Source organism: secondary endosymbiont of Heteropsylla cubana, assembly GCF_000287355.1.
Taxonomy (GTDB): domain Bacteria; phylum Pseudomonadota; class Gammaproteobacteria; order Enterobacterales; family Enterobacteriaceae.
The window spans coordinates 253742-276657 of record NC_018420.1; the positions used below are offsets into that span (position 1 = coordinate 253742).

At 30.3% G+C, this 22916-nt stretch carries 9 protein-coding genes and 1 rRNA gene; 4 read left to right on the top strand and 6 right to left on the bottom strand.

Annotated features, from left to right (window positions below):
• The first annotated feature begins 27 nt into the window (after nucleotides 1-27).
• From surA to rsmA, 3 genes are read left to right on the top strand one after another with little or no spacing between them, the layout of a single operon-like run.
• On the top strand, nucleotides 28-1323 hold the full coding sequence (surA, locus tag A35E_RS00635) for a peptidylprolyl isomerase SurA (protein WP_014888745.1): 1296 nt from the start codon (nucleotides 28-30) through the stop codon (nucleotides 1321-1323).
• On the top strand, nucleotides 1316-2308 hold the full coding sequence (gene pdxA, locus A35E_RS00640) for a 4-hydroxythreonine-4-phosphate dehydrogenase PdxA (protein ID WP_014888746.1): 993 nt from the start codon (nucleotides 1316-1318) through the stop codon (nucleotides 2306-2308). Before surA ends, pdxA begins: the two co-directional genes overlap by 8 nt.
• Nucleotides 2295-3101 carry a 16S rRNA (adenine(1518)-N(6)/adenine(1519)-N(6))-dimethyltransferase RsmA gene (rsmA, locus tag A35E_RS00645; protein WP_014888747.1) on the top strand — a complete coding sequence of 269 codons (807 nt, stop codon included), beginning with the start codon at nucleotides 2295-2297 and terminating at the stop codon, nucleotides 3099-3101. Before pdxA ends, rsmA begins: the two co-directional genes overlap by 14 nt.
• Nucleotides 3102-3785: 684 nt before the next feature.
• Here the strand turns inward: rsmA and prfB are convergent.
• The 4 genes from prfB to epmA all read right to left on the bottom strand — a co-directional run bounded on the left by prfB (nucleotide 3786) and on the right by epmA (nucleotide 13371).
• Nucleotides 3786-4884 (bottom strand): peptide chain release factor 2 gene (gene prfB / locus A35E_RS00650; protein WP_160142531.1). Its coding sequence is split into 2 segments (ribosomal slippage): nucleotides 3786-4811 and nucleotides 4813-4884, totalling 1098 coding nucleotides; the frame shifts between segments, so codons are not numbered across the junction.
• A 1605-nt stretch (nucleotides 4885-6489) separates the two neighbouring features.
• Nucleotides 6490-7524: a tRNA dihydrouridine(20/20a) synthase DusA gene (gene dusA, locus A35E_RS00655; RefSeq protein ID WP_014888749.1), complete on the bottom strand. Its 1035-nt coding sequence runs from the start codon at nucleotides 7522-7524 to the stop codon at nucleotides 6490-6492.
• Nucleotides 7525-7849: 325 nt separating this feature from the next.
• Nucleotides 7850-10812: ribosomal RNA gene (locus A35E_RS00660) — 23S ribosomal RNA — on the bottom strand.
• Between the two features lie 1572 nt (nucleotides 10813-12384).
• Nucleotides 12385-13371 carry an elongation factor P--(R)-beta-lysine ligase gene (gene epmA, locus A35E_RS00665; RefSeq protein WP_014888750.1) on the bottom strand — a complete coding sequence of 329 codons (987 nt, stop codon included), beginning with the start codon at nucleotides 13369-13371 and terminating at the stop codon, nucleotides 12385-12387.
• A gap of 1232 nt (nucleotides 13372-14603) precedes the next feature.
• Between epmA and murI the strand changes: the two genes are divergently transcribed.
• Nucleotides 14604-15461 (top strand): glutamate racemase, encoded by an 858-nt coding sequence (murI, locus tag A35E_RS00670; RefSeq protein ID WP_407635088.1) that lies wholly within the window; start codon nucleotides 14604-14606, stop codon nucleotides 15459-15461.
• Nucleotides 15462-16692: 1231 nt separating this feature from the next.
• On the opposite strand, the gene mscM is transcribed toward murI, so the two are convergent.
• Nucleotides 16693-20019: a miniconductance mechanosensitive channel MscM gene (mscM, locus tag A35E_RS00675; RefSeq protein ID WP_044105078.1), complete on the bottom strand. Its 3327-nt coding sequence runs from the start codon at nucleotides 20017-20019 to the stop codon at nucleotides 16693-16695.
• Nucleotides 20020-20050: 31 nt separating this feature from the next.
• Nucleotides 20051-20941: an archaetidylserine decarboxylase gene (asd, locus tag A35E_RS00680; protein WP_014888753.1), complete on the bottom strand. Its 891-nt coding sequence runs from the start codon at nucleotides 20939-20941 to the stop codon at nucleotides 20051-20053.
• Between the last annotated feature and the right edge of the window lie 1975 nt (nucleotides 20942-22916).

Sequence of the window (22916 nt, forward strand, 5' to 3'; positions counted from 1 at the left end):
GTTACGGAAAAAAATGATAAAAAATTTATGAAAAAATGGAAAACGTTTATCTTTAGCTTGATTTTTTTTACAAACGATCTAATTGCAGCACCTCAGCTTATCGATAGAATCGCTGCTGTAGTAGAGACAGACGTTATCCTCGTAAGTGAAATAAACAAGATACTATTCCAAATGGAAAAAGTTGACAAAAAAACAAATCAATACTTAAAAGAAACCTCAGATTTATACCACAAAATTCTTAATAAGTTAATTTTAGAAAAAATTTTCTTGCAACTTGCTAAACGTGAGCATATAACTATCAGTGACGAAGATGTAGATCAGGTTATAGAAAATATTGCTTCTCAACACCATATTTCAGTTTCTCAACTATACGATCAATTCTCCTATTATCATAGTATAGATAAAGATGCATATCGCGCAATAATTCGCAAAGAGATCCTAATTGATGTTATTCGCAAAGCTTCTGTCAAACATCGCATTAAGATAGTTCCAGAAGAAGTAGATACAGTAGTCCAACAAACTATTTCTCACAGCAACAACAGAAAAATATTTAATCTTAGTCATATCATTATCCCTTTAGAAAAAAAACCAACACAAGAGCAACTAGAAAAAGCAAAAGAAATAGCTGCTTTCATTATTAAAAATAGTCAAAAAAACGAGAATTTATTTAATGTTTCAAACAGTGACATTAAAAAATTTAAATTAATTCAAGGTAATCAAGCAGGTTGGAAAAAAATAGAAGAAATCCCATTATTATTTAAGTTAGAAGTGGAAAGATATCCAAAAGGAAAGATTATAGGTCCGATTCGTTCTATTATTGGATATCATTTACTTAAAATAAATGATATCTACAATAATAACCAAAAACTAGTAACCAAAGAAAACCACTTACGGCATATTTTGTTGCGTAATTCAGTTTTGAGAACTAATGAAGAAGCTCAGATGATTCTTCTTAATATTAGAGAACAAATAAATAATGGAACTCTTAGTTTTTCCACTGCTGCAAAGAAAACATCTGAAGATCTAGGAACAGCATATAAAGGAGGAGACCTCGGTTGGATTCCTATAGATTCCTTAGGACCAATTTTTCGAGATACATTAACATCCTTAAAAGAAGGGGAGATTAGTACACCAATACACTCCCCTTCTGGATGGCATTTGATTCAGTTTACGAAAAGCAAAAAAACAGACTATACTAACACTATCTTAAAAGAAGACGCTTATCATATACTTTTTAATCAAAAGTTTAATCAAGAAGAAAAAAAATGGATACAAGAAAAACTTACTTCTACTTACGTGAAAATATTTAATACCTATGATTAATTATCATCGAATTGTTATTACTCCAGGTGAACCAGCCGGAATAGGTCCTGATATTGTATCTGTGCTCGCACAAGAAACATGGCCCGTAGAGCTAGTTATCTGCGCTGATCCTTTTATGCTTGAAGCGCGAGCGAGACAACTCTATTTACCGCTTCGGCTTCGACCTTATTGCTCAACACAAGCGCCTACTTTAAGACCATCAGGAGAACTTTCAATACTTCCAGTTTTAACAGAAAAACCAGTTGTCAGTGGAACATTAAACGCATTAAACAGTGATTACGTTATAAAAACTTTAGAACGTGCACATGATGGATGTTTAAATGGTGAATTCTCCGCTTTAGTTACAGGACCAGTAAATAAAGGTATTATTAATACAAGTGGATTAGCATTTAGTGGTCATACAGAATATTTTTCTCAACGTAGTGGATGTAATAAGGTCGTGATGCTGCTAGCTACTAAACTACTACGCGTTGCATTGGCTACTACCCATTTACCCTTATTAAAAGTATCTTCAGCCATTACCAGAAATTCACTAAAAGATACTATAACAATTTTAGCACAGGGTATGAAAAAAAAATTCGGTATAACTGTACCATGTATCTACGTCTGTGGTCTTAATCCCCATGCCGGTGAAGGGGGCTATCTTGGAAAAGAAGAAATAGATGTGATAATTCCAACTTTAGATGCTCTACGTAAAAGTGGTTATAATTTAGTAGGTCCACTTCCTGCAGACACGTTATTTCAAAAAAAATATTTACGAAAATCAGATGTTATATTGGCCATGTATCATGATCAAGGATTACCTGTATTAAAGTACCATGGATTTGGGCGTGCCGCAAATATCACTTTAGGACTCCCATTTATTCGTACTTCTGTCGATCATGGCACAGCAATAGAGCTTGCCGGTTCCGGTCAAGCAAAGGCTAATAGTATTAAAAAAGCACTTACATATGCTATAGAGATGATACATCATGACTATAAATAATCTTTCTGTATGTCAAAAAAGACATATCGCAAGAAAACGTTTTGGTCAGCATTTTTTACATGATTTTTTTGTTATTAACAACATTATTTCCGCTATAAATCCACAAATTAATCACGCAATAGTAGAGATTGGACCCGGTCTTGGTTCCATGACAGAAAAAATCATAAAGTATGTAAACAAAATGACTGTTATTGAAATCGACCGTGATTTATGTAACCGCCTTATTCATAATCCTTGTTTGTCTTCTAAATTAAGAATTATTCAAAAAGATGTAATGAAAGTTTGTTTTTCTACTCTAGCTTCCGAAGAAAAAAAATCGTTACGGATCTTTGGTAATCTACCTTATAATATTTCTACAACACTTATTTTTTATCTTTTTAACTATATTCATATTGTTCAGGATATGCATTTCATGCTACAAAAAGAAGTAGTTAAACGATTATTAGCTCATCCAAATAGCAAGTCATATGGACGATTAAGCATCATGGCACAGTATCACGCTCATATAATTCAATTAATAGAAGTTTCTCCTCATTCATTTTATCCAAAACCAAAAGTAGATTCCGCGTTAATACGATTAACACCTCACACCAAACCACCATTTCATGTGCATAATGTAGAAAAACTTGCTATTTTAACTAAAGCAGCCTTCAATAAACGCCGTAAAACATTGCGAAATAGTTTAAATGAATTTTTTAATTCACGAGAATTGATACATTTAGGTATTGATCCAACAATACGAGCAGAGAACGTCAGCATAAAGGATTTTTGTATCTTAGCTAATGCACTCTAAAAAATTGAATACCATTTATTACGAATAAAAACTTATAATTGTTTTGTTATATGAATGCAATTATATTAATAATAGAATACTTTTAAAAAACTTATAATATTCAGATGCAATTTGTTTTTTTTAATAACTTTATTACTAGTATTTTAGTTAAATACTAATAAGTATTCTAATCATATTTATTTTTTTTAAATTTGTAAATGTAGGTCTTTTATCAATCACATTCTAAAAATAAGTGATTTCTAATAACATTAACTATAGATAAGATCCTAATTATTAATATTTTTATTTATATTAATTTCACTTTAACTAGGAAAAGATCTATTTTATCTTTAATATGAAGCGAAAATAAAACTATATTATCCAAAGATAGCAATACCTTCAGTTTTTAGTATTTCTAAATTAGAATAATTCTATTTTTTACTTATTTTAAATAAAACAAATATAAAAATTATATTATTTTTTTTTGAAACATTTTATTATATCGGTGATTTTAGAAAAAATATTTAAAATTTTTATGTATAATATACATTATAATTATTATTACATATAATATAAACATATGTAAAAACCAAATATTATCTTTATTTATTTAAAAAAACTAATAATAAACATTATTTAATAATAACTTTGCTAATTGTTATAATTATAATTTATAGTAAATTTGCTATAACGTTATAAATATTGTTATAACCCTAACTTAAGACTCGCTTCAAGAAATTGATCTAAATCTCCGTCAAGAACAGATTGTGTTTTAAGCGTTTCGATACCAGTTCGCAGATCTTTAATTCGCGAATCATCTAATATGTATGATCGAATATGCCTTCCCCAGCTAATATCAGATTTAGTATCTTCTAAAACTTTTTTTTCTAAATTTTTTTTCTTCAATTCGAATTCATATAACTTAGCTTTTAATTGTTTCATTGCCTGATCTTTGTTTTTATGCTGCGAACGATCATTTTGACATTGCGTTACAATATTAGTAGGTAAATGAGTAATACGTACTGCGGATTCAGTTCGATTAATGTGTTGCCCTCCTGCACCAGAAGCTCGATAAACATCAATACGGAGATCTCCTAAAGAAATATCGATGTCAATATCATCTTCTACAACCGGATAAACAAACGTAGAACTAAATGAAGTATGACGTCGTCTAGTAGAATCAAAAGGACTCTTTCTTACCAGGCGATGAACGCCAGTTTCAGTCCGTAACCAACCATAAGCATAATTTCCGGTAATCTTGATCGTTGCAGATTTAAGGCCTACACTTTCCCCCTCAGATTCTTCGATAATATGAACTTTAAATTTATGAGATACTGCCCATCGTAAATACATTCTAAGCAACATATTTGCCCAATCTTGTGCGTCTTTCCCCCCCGACCCAGCCTGAATATCAACATAACAATCGGCACCATCATATTTACCAGAAAACATACGCCGATATTCTAGCTTATTTAATATCGCTTCTAACTCATCTAATTCAGTGTTAATAAACAGTAAACTCTCTTTATCATCTTCATGAGTTACTATTTTTAACAAAATATTAAGATCATCTAAACCCTGAGTTAACTGATCAATAGTATTAATAATCTCCTCTAACGACGAAAGTTTTTTTCTTATTTTTTTCGCACGTTCTGGTATATTCCAAATGTTAGGTTGTTTTAACTCAATACGTGTTTCTTCTAAATCTTCTTTTTTAAGATTATAGTCAAAAGTACCCCCTCAAAAAACTTGTTTTGTGCAATAAATCTTGAAGACGATTTTTAATTAAAGTAATTTCAAACATAAATCACAAATTCTTATTTATAAGAAAAAATAGTTAATGAATTTCAAGCATAAAAATTAAAATTTAGAAACTAGAAATTCTAAGTATACAAGTGAATTTATTATATAAAAAATAACTATTACTTAATATTTTAAATATATATTATTTTAAATAACAGACATTCTCTCATAATATCCACATATTATATAATATAAATTAGATGGTTATTTTTAAATGGCATGTTTTATAAACCATTTGTTTTATAACTATAAAAATATATTAAATAGTGTACTCTTAATGCTTCATATCACATAAATAATAAAATTATATACTATTATATATAATATATAATTTTTAAATTAATGAAATAATTTTTATTATTATAAAAATGAAAGTAAAATTTAAATGTTTATGATAAGGTAAAATAAAAAAATTGAAGTTAAAACGAAAATCAGTAAATTTTAGATAAATAAAGGTTTTTCTTTTTTTTTAAAGATAGTCAAATTAAATAGATTTTAATTTTCAATTTTATTGAAACTGCTTTTACTTTTTATAAGCAAGTTCCTATAATACAATTTTTCAATAAAGCAATAATACTTTTAATAAAGTAACATTATCGAAAAAATTAAAAAAACATTTCAATACATATTTAGATATGTATTATTAAAACATGTCTTGAGAAAAATTATTTATAAAAACTTTTTGTTAAAACATTATTTTAATAATAAAATTTATAGAACATATTTTTTATATTAAAGTTCTAATGAATATAATTTGCTATTTATTTTTATTAAAATATTGTTAAAAACAATATATATATAGATATGTGCGATGATATCGATTAATAAATAAATCAAAATTATAGTATCTATATAATATAGTACATTTTTTTAAAACTTATTTCATATATAATATTATATATCTATATAAAAATTATAGAAAATTCCTGCAAAATATTTTTTACTGAAAAAAAATAAACATATTTCATAATAAATCTTTATTTTCAAGTAAAAAAAGGATCATGAAAATCTTTTGTGATACTTTAAAAAAATCGATCTAGCTCTTTTATAAGAATAAATATCCGTTAAAAATATAACCAAATCGGAAACTAAATTATTATTAAATGACAAACAAAATATGTTTTTTTCATATTTTAGGTTATTCTGAATAATAATTCTTTTACTGATTTTCCTTAAATATATAAAATATTTATCGAATATCGTAATTTAAAAAAATACTTTATTTAAATTAATAGGTGACATTTTTATAAATTTATATCATTTACTTAAATGATATCTTATTTTTTTAGTATTTAAGACATTATTTTGATTTTAATGAAGAAAGTGCTTCAGTTAGTACTGACTTAAAAAATAAAAAAATACCACATTATAATTTATATCTACATCTGCAAGTTTCGTGAAATTAAAAAATGTACTTTATTTTAATATTAACTTTAAAAAAGTTATTTTTTATTAAATTATTCTATCTAAAATACAAGTATATATTAAATAATAAAACAAATATTTAATATATAATAATTGATCAAATTAAATTCATATAATACCTTTTTATTTAGATTTTAAATTGCACTTTGTTTATTTCTTTATATTTATAATAAAACTATTATTAGATTAATAACTGCTCTGATAATGCCTGAACTAAAATATTAATTCCCGCACCAGGACGATGAGCATGCTCACTCAAATACCGACGCCAATGTCCAGCCCCAGGTAATCCCTGAAATAATCCCAACATATGACGAGTTATATGATTTAATGATGTTCCTTGAGATAGTTCGTTATCAATATAAGGCAAGATTTTTTCAAAAATTTCTTTTCTATTTGTTACAGGATCAAGTTTTCCAAAAAAAATACTATCAACCTTCATTAATATAGAAGGATTTCTATAAACTTCGCGACCTATCATAACACCATCACATTTTCTTAAGTGTTGTAATGCATCGTATAAGTTGACAATTCCACCATTTAGCACAAACCTAATTGACGGGAAATCTTGTTTTAATTTATAAACCCGCTCGTAATTTAATGGTGGAATCTCTCTATTTTTTTTGGGACTAAAACCATTAAGATATGCTTTTCTAGCATGAATTACAAAGGTTTTACAACCACCTTTCGTTGAAACCGTATCAACAAATTCAGATAAAAAAGAATAACTATCGTTCTCATCAATACCAATACGAGTTTTTACTGTAATCGGCAAATTCACTGCTTCACGCATAGCGGAAACACAATTGGCAACCTGCTCCTTTTCGTTCATTAAATAGGCGCCGAAAAAACCTTTTTTCATTCGATTTGATGGACAGCCAACGTTAAGATTAATTTCATCATAACCTCTTTCTTCTGCTAATTTAGCACAACGGGCTAATATTTTTGGCTCTCTACTACCAACCTGCAAAGAAATTGGATGTTCTTCATTATTATAAACTAAATGATCATTTTTACTTAATAACAAAGTATTCGCACTTAACATTTCTGTATACAACAAGGCTTGACGGCTAAATAATCGTAAAAAAAAGCGACAATGACGATCAGTCCAATTTAGCATAGGAGCAACACTAAATCGCCCTTGTATTGATGCACTATATTTTGATGAAACTAGGTTACCAAAATCATCGTATTTTGATACACTGTTTTTTTTCATACAAATTTGTTAACTATGATAAAATCTTTATAATAAAAAATGACTGAGAAATTTATAATCCATCCATTAAAAAAATAAATTTTATTAAAATATTCTATGTACTTTATAGAAATGTTTATGAACTTATTGTATGGTTTTTTAAAATTTAAAGTAATAAAAAATCTAGTTTTTTGATTAGTTTTACTAACAATATTATAAAATATTATAACATTTATTATAAATTAAAGAAAATTGGATATTTGATCCTATTATTAAAATTTTTTTATCCGGAACGTTGCTTATACAATTTTACTATTAACTTTATTTTAAACAACTTAGGTGTTGTAAGGTTAAGTCTCACGGGTCATTAGTATCGGTTAGCTCAACGCCTTACAACGCTTACACACCCGACCTATCAACGTCATAGTCTTTAACGTCCCTTCAGGAAGCTTAATAGCCTCAGGGAAGACTTATCTTGAGGCAAGTTTCCTGCTTAGATGCTTTCAGCGGTTATCTTTTCCGCACATAGCTACCGGGCAATGCCATTGGCATGACAACCCGAACACCAGAGGTGCGTCCACTCCGGTCCTCTCGTACTAGGAGCAGCTCCTCTCAATCTTCCAACGCCCACGGCAGATAGGGACCGAACTGTCTCACGACGTTCTAAACCCAGCTCGCGTACCACTTTAAATGGCGAACAGCCATACCCTTGGGACCTACTTCAGCCCCAGGATGTGATGAGCCGACATCGAGGTGCCAAACACCGCCGTCGATATGAACTCTTGGGCGGAATCAGCCTGTTATCCCCGGAGTACCTTTTATTCGTTGAGCGATGGCCTTTCCATACAGAACCACCGGATCACTAAGACCTGCTTTCGCATCTGCTCGAGCTGTCACTCTCGCAGTTAAGCTAGCTTATGCCTTTACACTAACCTCACGATGTCCGACCGTGATTAGCTAACCTTTGTGCTCCTCCGTTACTCTTTAGGAGGAGACCGCCCCAGTCAAACTACCCACCAGACACTGTCTTCGACCCGGATAACGAGTCTGAGTTAGAACAATAAGCATTAAAGGGTGGTATTTCAAGGTAGGCTCCATGCAAGCTAGCACCTACACTTCACAGCCTCCCACCTATCCTACACATTAAAACTCAATGTTCAGTGTCAAGCTATAGTAAAGGTTCACGGGGTCTTTCCGTCTTACCGCGGGTACGCCGCATCTTCACGGCGAGTTCAATTTCACTGAGTCTCGGGTGGAGACAGCCTGGCCATCATTACGCCATTCGTGCAGGTCGGAACTTACCCGACAAGGAATTTCGCTACCTTAGGACCGTTATAGTTACGGCCGCCGTTTACCGGGGCTTCGATCAAGAGCTTCTCCTCACGGTTAACTCCATCAATTAACCTTCCGGCACCGGGCAGGCGTCACACCGTATACGTCCACTTTCGTGTTTGCACAGTGCTGTGTTTTTAATAAACAGTTGCAGCCAGCTGGTATCTGCGACTGGCTTCAGCTTGAGGTGTAAAACCTTTTACTTACACGCCAGCGTGCCTTCTCCCGAAGTTACGGCACTATTTTGCCTAGTTCCTTCACCCGAGTTCTCTCAAGCGCCTAGGTATTCTCTACCTGACTACCTGTGTCGGTTTGAGGTACGATTTAGTGTAACCTGGAGCTTAGAGGCTTTTCTTGGAAGCCTAGCATTAATTCCTTCATCACTACTGTGATTCGTCATAGCGCCTCAGTGTTATAAAAAGCGGATTTACCTACTTTTTCACTTTCACGTTTAAACCAGGACGACCGTCGCCTGGCGAACCTAGCTTTCTTCGTCCCCCCTTCGCAGCTACACCCAGTACAGGAATATTAACCTGTTTCCCATCGACTACGCCTTTCGGCCTCACCTTAGGGGTCGACTTACCCTGCTTCGATTAACGTTGAACAGGAACCCTTAGTCTTCTGGCGAGCAGGTTTTTCACCTGCTTTATCGTTACTTATGTCAGCATTCGCACTTCTGATACCTCCAGTGGTCTTCACAAACCACCTTTTCAGGCTTACAGAACGCTCCCCTACCCAGCGGACGCATCACTTAAAAACACTTGATGCATTTATAAGTTATATAAAATGAGCACTTTTTAAGTGATGCGTCCGCTGCCGCAGCTTCGGTACATGATTTAGCCCCGTTACATTTTCCGCGCAGGCTGACTCGACCAGTGAGCTATTACGCTTTCTTTAAATGATGGCTGCTTCTAAGCCAACATCCTGGCTGTTTTAGCCTTCCCACATCGTTTCCCACTGAACCATGATTTTGGGACCTTAGCTGGCGGTCTGGGTTGTTTCCCTCTTCACGACGAACGTTAGCACCCGCCGTGTGTCTCCCGTAATAACATTCTATGGTATTTGCAGTTTGCATCGGATTGGTAATCCGGGATGGATCCCTAGCCGAAACAGAGCTCTACCCCCATAGATGAATTTACGAGGCGCTACCTAAATAGCTTTCGGGGAGAACCAGCTATCTCCCGGTTTGATTGGCCTTTCACCCCTAACCACAAGTCATCCGCTAATTTTTCAACATTAGTCGGTTCGGTCCTCCAGTTAGTGTTATCTAACCTTCAACCTGCTCATAGTTAGATCACCGGGTTTCGGGTCTATATCCCGCAACTTAACGCCCAGTTAAGACTCGGTTTCCCTTCGGCTCCCCTATACAGTTAACCTTGCTACGGAATATAAGTCGCTGACCCATTATACAAAAGGTACGCAGTCACACATTAATTGTGCTTCCACTGCTTGTACGTACACGGTTTCAGGATCTATTTCACTCCCCTCACCGGGGTTCTTTTCGCCTTTCCCTTACGGTACTAGTTCACTATCGGTCAGTCAGGAGTATTTAGCCTTGGAGGATGGTCCCCCCATATTCAAACAGGATACCACGTGTCCCGTTTTACTCATTGAGCTCACAGAAAAACCATTTTTAGATACGGGGCTATCACCCTTTATTGCCGGACTTTCCAGACCGTTCTCCTAATGAGAAAACTGATTAAGGCTCTGGGCTACTCCCTCTTCGCTCGCCACTACTGGGGGAATCTCGGTTGATTTCTTTTCCTCAAGGTAATAAGATGTTTCAGTTCCCTTGGTTTGCTTTACTAAACTATTAATTCACTTAGTAATGATGCAAATATGCATCGGGTTTCCCCATTCGGAAATCGCCGGCTAGTAATGCTTCGTATCAGCTTACCGACGCTTTTCGCAGATTAGCACGTCCTTCTTCGCCTCTGACTGCCTAGGCATTCACCGTGTACGCTTAATCACTTAACCTTACAACCCTAAGCTGTTTTCATTAAAACATATACATAAAGATTATGAATATTATAATTCAATCTGTACTTGTTTTAAACAAAATTGTTGTTATGCAGCTTGTTCCGAATTGTTAAAGAGCTTAGTTTATTAAATAAACTTCGTTATATAATAACTAAATTTTATTTTTTTATTGAAAACTTTAAAATTTTTTATACATATTTAATTTTTATTCGATCTAATAGGGTAAATATTAGTACTTTTTTTTATAAAGTCAAATCTTTTTATTTATTTTTCATTATTTTTTTTCAAAGTTATTTTAGTTTTTATACTTAAAGTAATTAAGCATCATATTTTTCCAAAATCATAAAACAATGCTTTCATGACTACTTCAAAAGTATTCATTAAAAATCACCCAACAACTATCTTATTTACATATAGTTGTATTATTGCTAAAAACAACTTATAATCTAGGGATTTTTAGTATCAAAAAAAAATAAAACTTAAGATTATTAAAGTAATTTTTATTTTTTTTTAAAATACTTGGATCCTTTAGTTAGTCTCTTAAAATATGAAAAATTAATTCTTATTATTTTAATAATATTACATTTCGTAATCAATTCAAGTATTTTAAGTATATTTTTATCTTAAAATTTAATTGATCAATATTGTGCGTTTTTGTGTCTAGAATACAAAAAAAAAGACTTTATTTTATTGCATCTATTATTTTCTGACTGTTACTGTTTGATAAACATTTTTTATACCATTTTGAATTTTTTTTCAAATGGATTTGAAACTAAAATTCTACCTTTTTAGTAATGCTAAACAATCAAACAACTCACCATTAAAATTCTCACATAATTAACCTAAACATATTAGTTATTATAAATTCTTTAAATAAGTTATGAAATATATTTTTTTTAAAAAAAATATATTTAAATTTTTTGAAATAAAAAAAATCAACTTACAGAATTTATACTAAATTAAAAAAATACCATTAATTTAACAATATTAAATATACTATATAATTGATATAATGTTTTTTATTTAGTTGATTAAAGATCAAAACATTTTATATACAATCTATAGCATTGTTAATTCTAAATCAAGGATTCAAGTTTATATTAAACTTAATTCAAGAGATTCTTGTTTTTTTAATATATCACCATATTTGATTATGAGCGGCAACATTTCTAATTACCTATTTGAGGAGAAAATAATTGAGATCTATCAGAAAAAACCATAATGACTTCCTTTTATAAAAAACATTTAGCAAATGTTTTAATAGACTGATTATTAGAGAACCACGAAAATACAGACAATCGATTTTCTCTATATTAAATCTTTTTTTTAAATGCGTTTACATAAATGTAATTTCATAAATTTAAAAAAATCAATAAGACCATCTCTAAGTAAGTTTTATTTTCCTATAGCACCTTATTATAGTTACAATTTATTTATTATTTTAATTTTCATGTGTGAATAAAACTTATTTTTAATATTTTAAAGTAAATATCATGTTGTATAACAAAAAAATATCCGAAATTAAATATTTTCATCAAGTCAGAGATATTTATTAAGAACAAGATCTCCTTAAGCACGATCTATAGAAAAGGCAATAACATTACTTAAAGATTCGGCTTTTAACAGTAACATAACTAGACGATCAACTCCCAATGAAACTCCGGAACATTCTGGAATTCCTCTATCTAACGCTGTTAGAAACAGTTCATCAATAGGCTGTTCTACAAGATTCATTTTTAAACGATTGAGGTTATCTTGTTCAAAACGTTTACGCTGCTCTTGTGCATTGGTTAATTCACGAAAACCGTTTGCAAGCTCAATACCTTTAAAATACACCTCAAAACGCTCTGCAACACGATGATCTCGAGAATTAATTTTAGCTAATGAAGCTTGATCTGCCGGGAAATGATAAATGAATGCTGGCTTGTCTTTCCCAAGATTTGGAGCTACTCCTATCGAAAATAGTAACTCTACGAGAGTAGAACATTCGTCTTCCGAGGAAACACATAAAGAAAGACCTAATTCAAGTGCTACTTTGTATAACACTTTTTTTTTAACCGATAAAGGATTAATTCCCACATGATGAATAAACACTTCTTGGTAAGAAAACATTTCAGCAGAATCACAATCACAAATGTTTTGTAACATTTCATCTACTTCGCTCATCATCTGGTACATATCATAATTAGGGCGATACCACTCTAGCATGGTAAATTCGGGATTATGATAACGACCTGCTTCTTCATTTCGAAAACTACGAGACAGCTGGAAAATAGGCCCGCTTCCAGCAGCTAATAAGCGCTTCATATGATATTCAGGACTGGGTGTTAAATAAAGAGCTATACTGTTATCCTTGAGCATACCAGGATATGTAAAAGCAGTCTTAAAGGGTACAAGATGAATATCAGTCACTGTTTTTTGGCTTAAAGATGGAGTCTCTACTTCCAAAAATCCTCTTGTATTAAAAAACTGTCGAATTTTTTTAAGAATTTCAGCACGTTTTAATAAATTAAAAACAGTTGCGCTTGGTTGCCAATTGTTTAAAGTTTCTTTCATTTTTTAATGATCTATTTTTATGAAATAAGGTAACAAAATACAGGTTGACTTACTTTTATATGATTCGATACAAAATATTTAATTTTATTAAATAAACTGATTTTTTTACAAAATGCTAATTAATATTATTAATAGCAGATTTTTTTGACACTGCATCAAGACAAGATTATATACTTCCATATAATTTTTATAAAAATTTTAGTATTTTTAGTTATTACAACAAAAACATCATTATTTTAATTAATAAATTTTCTAGAATTATATTGATTTTTATAGACATTTTAAAAAAAAATATAAAGAATGTCTTTAATTTTCTTGTGCTTAATATCTATATTTTAATTTCATGTTAATTAATAATAATGTTAATACCTTAGATAATATAAAAATATAAATTATTAATATGGAAATTGATTCATAATTAAAAAATTAAAAAAACAATATACTCAGTTACTGAAATAAGATAAATATCTTTATATATAAACTAATAATTAGTAAAAATGTAATTTCATTATTTTATTAAACAATAAATCTAAGGTTTATCACCTCTACGTTTTTACACAAAAAAAATAATAATAAAATAAAAAACTTGCATACAAAATAAATAAATAAATAAAAAAACATCTTACCGTCTTAATTAAAATATTGTAGTATATAGTTTAATTATTTATTGTAAGGTCAGATTATTATCTTAAATATAAAAAAAATAACTATTTTTTAGAATCATACCATACAAGACTGTTTATGTAAATTATTAGTAAACTTACAATATTCACGGCATCATAAACTATTAAAAAAAATTAACATCAAGATAAATTAAGAATATATTTTTTTTGTTGCATGAATTCGCAAAAAAAAACAATCATATCAATATATTTCAATACAATATGAACAATTTCATACTAGTTAGCAACTATAAAATTTAATATTAAAATAATTAGTTATTAGTTTAATATTCTTATTAAATTTTTTATAATAAAATTTTCTGAAGATTGAAGTTCCAATTCATCGCACTCTATTCGAGAGTAAAGTGACAAATAGAACATTCAATAAAATCATTGCGTCAAACAAATGGAAAATCCTCAAGAGAATTATTAAAATGATTTTTTTATTAATCCAAAAATACAATATTAAAAATTATTTTTTATAACTTACAATAAACACGAATAAATTCTACTCTGATAATTTTAATCAAGATTTTAAATATGATAGAAAAAACATAAAATCATGAATAGATAAGCAGATTAAAATACAATCAACTAACTATGATGCTGTCTAATCACAAAGAAAAAATAAATCCTACGATTCTTATTGCTGACTCTGGTGTAGGAGGGTTGTCCATATACAATGAAGTGAAAAAGAGATTACCTAGAGCCTGTTACATTTATCTATTTGATAACATAGCTTTCCCTTATGGAGAAAAGCCAGAAGCATTTATTGTAAAAAGAGTCCTATGGATTATCAATAAAATTTGGACACACCATAAAATTGACTTAGTCATTCTTGCGTGTAATACAGCCAGCACCATTGCATTATCAATCTTACGAAAAACTTTTTCCTGCCCAATTATAGGCGTAGTGCCAGCAATCAAAACAGCAGTGCAGCTTACACATAACGGCCATATAGGATTATTAGCAACTAACGCCACAATAAAAAGCAATTATACCCATAACTTAATAAAAAAATATGCCAGCCATTGTCAAATTTTACAATTAGGAACAGCTGAATTAGTCAAAATCACAGAAGCTAAATTACATGGTAAATTAGTTCCACTATCAGCTCTACGTAATATTTTAAACCCTTGGATATCTGCAAAAAAACCACCTGATACCATCGTACTTGGCTGTACTCATTTTCCACTTCTCAAGATGGAACTTCAAATGGTATTAAAGAAAGGAACTATTTTAGTTGATTCTGGATCAGCTATTGCCCGCCGCGCATGCTGGCTAGCAGCCCATAACATAGATTATGAAACCTCTAATCTACAAAGTAGAAGAGTCAATAAAGCTTATTGTCTTACAATTACACCAGATGTGCTAGACCTAATCCCCACACTGATCTATTATGGTTTTAATTCATTAGAAGAACTTTAAATTCTATAATAACCATTTCATATATCTTCCACTTATCTAGAGTTATTCTTAAGATTTGATATATGAAATATATAATATTGGAAAGATATATTAGAAAAATTTATAATAATTAAAAAAGCTAATAATCAAGAAACTAGAAATACATGGTTGAAAGTAAAATTATTGATTAAAATCATTTAAGTTATTATTTTTTTTAAATGATGTTTTAAAAAAATACACGTTCTATCAAAAATTCTAAATACTTCGATAAAAACTATATTCTTGTCTATTTATAATAAATTCAATATGTACAACAACTACACGCACAACTAAAAAGAAAAAAAAGAAACAATCTAGATTTCTTCCCTATTACTACAAATTAAGTCTCTAATAATTTTTTTTATATTTTAGTATTTTTATCAAAGTGTCTTTTGATATCATCAATAATTAAATTATATTTTTTTAAATAAAAAATTAAATGTATCTTTACAATAAATGCTAGATATTTTATTGCTTGATCATTAATCATTCTTTAAATATTATTATCAACATTGATAGATAAAATTAAATTCTCTAAGTTGTATAAACTTATTAATTATATACATATAATAATTTAGCTTATCTATTATATTTTTTATAAAGCAAGAAAAAATTATTGAAAAGACTAATATTAAAATAAAAAGTTTAAATCGTAGTATGATTTAAGTAAACAAAATCTATAAAGCATGTATAAACAGTCGAACAAGAAGAAAATATTACTACGTTGCGTGAACATTTTAAATAAATCATTATTCATTAAAATACTCATATTCTTTATCTTGAAATCAAACTTATCGAACTATATATTATGTTTAACTCAAATTTTTATGAAAAATTTTCATAAAAAATTTTATTTTTTTTAACAACTTACATTAATATTCTATATGATTAGATGTCATCATAGAAACATAAATTGATAATTAAAGTTAATAATATATAAAAATCAAACTTCATTCATATTAAATAATTTATAAAAAAATACATTTAATGCAAGATTTTTTAAAAAAACACTAACTTTACACAATAATTATTAAATAACCATTGATTATAAAAATAAGAAAAGCAAAAACATTAAATATACTATAATTTAAAATTACTAATCATCAATCTATTTAATACAATAGAGTAACTCATGAATCATGTTTCAAAAAAAAAGACAACTACTTTATAGATATGCAATAAAAATCGATTGTATTGAAGAAAAAATAAAAAATCAAATAAAACTAGATCTTTCTTTAATACATTGTCCAAATGTGTGATTATTTTGCATTTGATCATTTCGAAATTGAAAGGGTGGAAAAGGTAATACCATACCATGAGTATGGTAACCTTCTAAAATTAATGCATGAACTTGATGTCGCAACGGCATACGATGCCCCATTTCTGCTGCATGCATACGCAGCTCAAATAACGGTAAACCTTGTTGCAAATCAACCAAAAAAGCTTCAGGTGAAGGTAATTCCAGAACGAGGGGACAACGACGTGCTGCCTGCACCAATATCTCAGTTACCTCTTTAATATTAGCGCCTACAGGCGCGGGTACACTTAAGACTACTCGTGTGACAGTATCTGATAACGACCAATTAACAAACTGTTCCGTAATAAAAGCTTTATTAGGAACAATGATTTCTTTTCGATCCCAATCAGTGATCGTTGTAGCGCGGGTATTAATCTTGGTAATATTACCCGTTAGATTACGAATTGTAACTGTATCTCCAATACGAATTGGTTTTTCAAAAAGAATGATCAAACCTGAAATAAAATTAGCAAAAATCTCCTGTAAACCAAACCCTAATCCAACGCCTAAAGCTGCTACCAACCATTGTAGTTTTGACCACTCTATTCCAATCATGGAAAAACCAATTAACCATCCTAAAAGCATCAATCCATATTTAGTGAGGGTGGTTATCGCATAACCAGTTCCAGGAGTTAAATCTAAATGCTGTAGTAATGCTAATTCCAGCAATGCCGGTAGATTTCGCACCATCTGAGTAGTAATAATAAAAACAAGGACAGCGATAAATACTGCACCTAAAGTAATTGGTTGAATACTATCGATTCCCTGATTAGTTGACGTTACATCCCACAAGGTAATGTTTTCTAAAAATGCAAATGCAGAATGTAGTTCTGACCATAATAAAATTACAGATAAAAGCGCGATTAACGTTAAAATTGATCGGACTAAATGTAAAGATTGTGCACTGATTGTATCAAGGTCTAAGACCTTTTCATCTACTTCAGCGGCCACTTCATTTAATTGTGATTGCGATAAACCTTCTTCATTACGTGCACGCTGAGCTAGTATTTCAGCGCGTCGCTGTTTGGCTCTCTCAAAAGCAATACGCCGTCGCTGAATAAACATCCATCTACGAATAACATGATAAATTATTAATAATAAAAACCAAATTAATAACGATGTTTCTAGTCTAGCTAATAAAGCTTGAGCCGTAGCTAAGTGACCTAAACACGCCGCAACAGCAGCAAGGATAGGAGCAAATATCATTAGATTCCACAATGAACGATTTATAAGATTCTCCCCTATTCCATGCTTATCTAAATATAATGGTAGACCAGCACGCTTTAGGCTACTAGTAACCAACGCTAAACATGCACACAGTAATAAAAAACATAATCGGCTTAGAGTGCCTGAAAAGTCTTTTTCACTATAATGATTAAAAGAAACAAGAGCCATAATCAATGGCACAATCATTCCTACGGATAAAGTATAATAACGGAAAGCATGCTTAACTTGCGGCTTAGACCATCCAAAATGAACAATAAATAACCCCTGAGGAGAAGCAAAGTGAGCACAGATAATAAATATCCACAAAATAGGCATTGTCGCGCTGACACCTTCTCCGATAGCAACAGCTACTGGATATGGCCAGGCATGACACAATCCATACCCTAAAACAGCCCAAAGAATAGGAAGTGGTAAAGCAACTAATACTGACCAAAAAACATTGTAAAGAGTTAAAGAAAAATGATCTTGATTAACTTTCCCAACCCGGAAGCCGGATCTACTTAAAAAAGTATAATAATGTCGCCGTGAACTAAGACTAAAACTGATTAAAAAAAATGCTCCGAAAATCGGAATTAACGTTTGACGACTAGTCAGCATCATCCCAAATGCCTGAGTCAACTGATTAAAAGTATCCTGTGTCACCATTTTTCTCAGATCAACTCCAACATCCAATGGATAAGAAAGTGTAATAGGACTAATATCTGCCACCCAAAAAAGATAACGATGAGCTGCTGTTTGAATTTCTCTCATCGCATCCTCTAATTGACTATTAGCCACTTTTAGCTTAGTTAACTCAAGAATTTGCATATTACATCCGGTTAAGAGTGCATTCAGAAGCTTTCGTTGAGTAGTAATCTGTTCTTCAAGAATCCGATTTTGAAGTGGTGTCATAGTTAAGACATTGTTCTGAGTTACTTTACGTAGCTTCGGTAGCTTATTCATTAATTCTTCAAAATATAAGCGTTGAACACGAAGTTGAGCCATATCGCTATCGAGTTGCTGTGGTTTTGGCATTTCTGGTAATCTAGATACTTGAGCACGCAAAGCTTCTCCTAGTGCTGGTGATGCATCTAACCATTTTGCCTGTTCTAATAACGTTGTAAGTGTTTGATATACTTGTAAACTTTGTGAAGCAGCTTTTCGCTGCTGCACAGTAATAATATCCATTCGTTCGGCCTGTTGACTCAACTCGGCTGATAATGCTCGATTACTGTGTAACTGAATAGCAATTGACTTAGGTAATTTTCCGATTTGCTCTACAAATATCTCCGTCTGCTCAATTGCCTGCTCAGCTTCTTGCTTGTGTAAAACATTCAAGCGGTGGCGGAGCAATTGTTGCTCTTTATCGACACGATTATGCTTTATTTTTAGTACTTCAGCACGTAGACGGGATAGCTCTTGTCGGTTATTTGCGCTTAACTGAGCTAAATCTAATTCCTCAACTTTCAGACGACACGCTACTTCTTCTGCTTGTAATGCCGTAGATTGAACCTGTTCTAACAGTGAACTTGGCATACTCGTTCCAAGCAACTGAAGATGTTTCTCAACATGGTTGAGAGACCTTCGTGCATCAGTTTGTTTTTGGGGTAATAAGCTTAGTGAATTACTAATAGATCGCACTAAATCTTTTTGTTTTTTTAATTGAGCAGATACATCCATAAGCTGGCTATTTGTTCTTAACAGTTGCTGATTTAATTCATTACTATTCAATTTATTACCAAATAGAATAGGTTTTTCTAATTCAATATCTTTTTCATCTCGCAGCTGTTGAGTAAGCGCCGGAAAATCATCAATAGCTTTATGATATTCACTTATTTTAACGATGGATTCTTTTCCTTTATCAATAATCTTTAACACTGATTGTAATATTTTAATGATTGCTTCTTGACTTTGTATATTTTTATTTTCCTGTATATACTGAAGTTCTTGTTTAATCTGTTCCTCATTAGGTAGAGTGCTAGCAAAAAGTAGTGGAGACACCAGAAATAGAAGAAAGCAAATTATAATTAGACGCAAAATGAAAACTCTAAAATTCACCGGAAAACGCTCACATCAGGGGGATATTGTTTTTTTTGATGCCACGAGCTAAAGGCTGACCAACACGACTAACGCAGTTAAGATGCAAATTTTTCTCTAATATTACACTCTTACCTTCAAACAAATTAATTACAGTAGAACCAAGTTTAAATCGTCCCATTTCCTCCCCTTTTAATAGTATGATCGCACCCCGTTCACCTGCCTGAGGATAATTCCAGTGCTTGAGAATTCCCTGGCGAGGTGGAGTAATGGTCCCTCCCCATACTGTTTCAATACTTCCAACAATCGTTGCCCCAATTAAGATCTGTACCATGAAACTAAATTCGGTATCAAAGAAACAAATAAGTCTTTCATTTCGTGCAAACAAATTAGGAACATTTGCTGACATGAGGGGATTCAGCGAAAATAGTGTACCCGGCACGTATAACATTTCACGTAATAGTGCATTACAAGGCATATGGACACGATGATAATCACTGGGAGAAATATAAGTGATAACAAAACTACCATTTTGAAATTTATTAAGCATAGGTTGATTACACGCCATAAGCGCTTCTAAAGTATATTGGTGTCCTTTTGCCTGAAATATCCTCCCATCTTCAATCATACCATATTGAGAAATGATACCATCAGCCGGACATACTAGTGTCGATGGATCAGCATTAATAGAACGAGCCTCATGTCGTAGCGTACGAACAAAAAAATCATTAAACGTTTTATAGTTGACAAGTTTTTGTTCCTGCACTTCTTGCATATTTATTCTATACCAACGTATAAATAACGTAATGATTGCTCTAGTAAAAAAACCACCCTGGCACTTAGCAATCCAACCAGCTAACTCTGTCAACCAAAGCTTAGGAAATAAGTAATATTGTAAAGTTACCTTTATCTTATCTAGCACAGTAATCTCATTTATATAATTTATTTAGCTAAAAACATTATAGTAGATCTATAAAAATAAGTTCCTTTTTTTTCTAAAAAACCTAACCACTTTTTTGCTGAAATTGACTAATTAGTTTATTATAATCACTAGTAAAAAAAATTGTTTAACCTGCTATTACTATTTTCTTTATCTCTTATTCAATCTCACAATAAAGATGGATTGACGTAATAACTAATTTTCTTACAAATTAAACTTAATAACAAACTCATCATGATCAAATGAATAACGAAAATCGAATTATTTATGTTCTTATATAACTTTATTTCTGTTAAAATGAGATAATTTATTCTCATTTCACTGTTATTACATCATAATTATGATACAATTTGATTTAAAGATTTTAATAAAAAAACATAAAGTATTATTTTTTTAAATTTTTATTTTCAATTTAAAGTCTTAAAAGCTCGAAAATCACGCTAACTTTATATTAAAAAAAATATTTTATCTGTCATCTTTTTTTCTAAAAACTGTTTTTTTTGTCTCTATAAAAATAAAAAATCATAACTAACATTTAAAAACTATAAAAGCCTACAAATGGAATTTTAATATTAAGTATAATTTGATATTAAATAATAAAATCTTCTTAATTAAGACTAGGATTAAAAAAACATAGTTTGCAGAGACTTTTAATTTTAGTCTGAGGAATATCTTGCCATTTAAGTTTAAAATGTTATATGTGTTATTATTACTAAATTTATAACTAACGAAAAGCGTTAAAAATTGTTAAACCCACAATATATCTTCATCGCATTAGTTTATTGTAACGATATATAAACCAATCTTATTAAGCATCTCTAACTATAAATGAAGATGACTTAATACGCCCATTAATGTATTAACAAACAGTATAACTATTTATATTGATTTTATTTTAACACAAACAAAAGATCTAGATTACTATCTATTCTATCCTTACTAAAAAAAACAGAACAAGTATAAAGAACAAAATAAAAATATTTAATAAATATAATAAAAAAGGTTATATTCTATCCATGAATAGAATCAGGAAAAACGTTTTATTTATGATGTAATAAAAAATTTTATGACAAGAATATACTTCTAGATTACCTGCGGATATACATCTGTATAACGCCACACTACTTAATCTCTTAAGATTTACAATAAATAATATGAATAGTTTTTTCTAAATTATTTAATTAATAATATAGTTATATTAAGTAAACATTGACAACATATCAACATATTTAATAAAGAATAGAAAAAATCAATTATCCGTATATTCTAATTAACTCAATATCCATTCTTTACCCTCAAGTATTTTGGATGAGAAATATCTCATTTTGTTCAAGCAGCATTAGAATAAAAAGACAAAGTACCGATATATTATATAACAATTTTGTTATGTACTTTATTTTTAAAATATTTGTTACATTTTCTTACCTTAAGATATAAAATAATACTTATAAAAAAAACTAAACATTAATACTTATAAACCTGTTAGGCTTTTTGGTTGAAATAAAAATAAATCTTAAATATTTAAAGTTAAAAATCTAATATCTCAATTGAGAGAGTGCAAAAAATAATACCGGTAATTTTAATAAAAAGATGTTAAAAGTCTAAAAGAACTATATACAGATTTCATCCCATTCATTTCTTAATATGATCAAATATACATATGATCAATTATATAACCTGAATAACTTATATCTAGACAGTACTCGCCTACATAATTTTCAACATCCAAGCTTACTATATTAGGTATAGTACACACGTTAATAAGTTATTAAAACCGTCCAAAAAAATATTTATCGAGTAAATTAATATAGTATTATCCTGGGAGTCACAAAGCATATCAAATTAATGCTCGCATCGACATTAAAAGAATTATTAAAATGTTTTCTAGCTTATTTAATATTATATAAACTATACAATATTTTTAGTTGGATCGTATGCTGTGATACCTTATTTTTAT

What these genes read in the sequence shown, in the direction of transcription:
- pdxA (WP_014888746.1), top strand. Translation starts at nt 1,316, where the DNA reads ATGATTAATTATCATCGAATTGTTATTACTCCAGGTGAACCAGCCGGA.
- epmA (WP_014888750.1), bottom strand. Translation starts at nt 13,371, where the DNA reads ATGAAAGAAACTTTAAACAATTGGCAACCAAGCGCAACTGTTTTTAAT.
- dusA (WP_014888749.1), bottom strand. Translation starts at nt 7,524, where the DNA reads ATGAAAAAAAACAGTGTATCAAAATACGATGATTTTGGTAACCTAGTT.
- surA (WP_014888745.1), top strand. Translation starts at nt 28, where the DNA reads ATGAAAAAATGGAAAACGTTTATCTTTAGCTTGATTTTTTTTACAAAC.
- rsmA (WP_014888747.1), top strand. Translation starts at nt 2,295, where the DNA reads ATGACTATAAATAATCTTTCTGTATGTCAAAAAAGACATATCGCAAGA.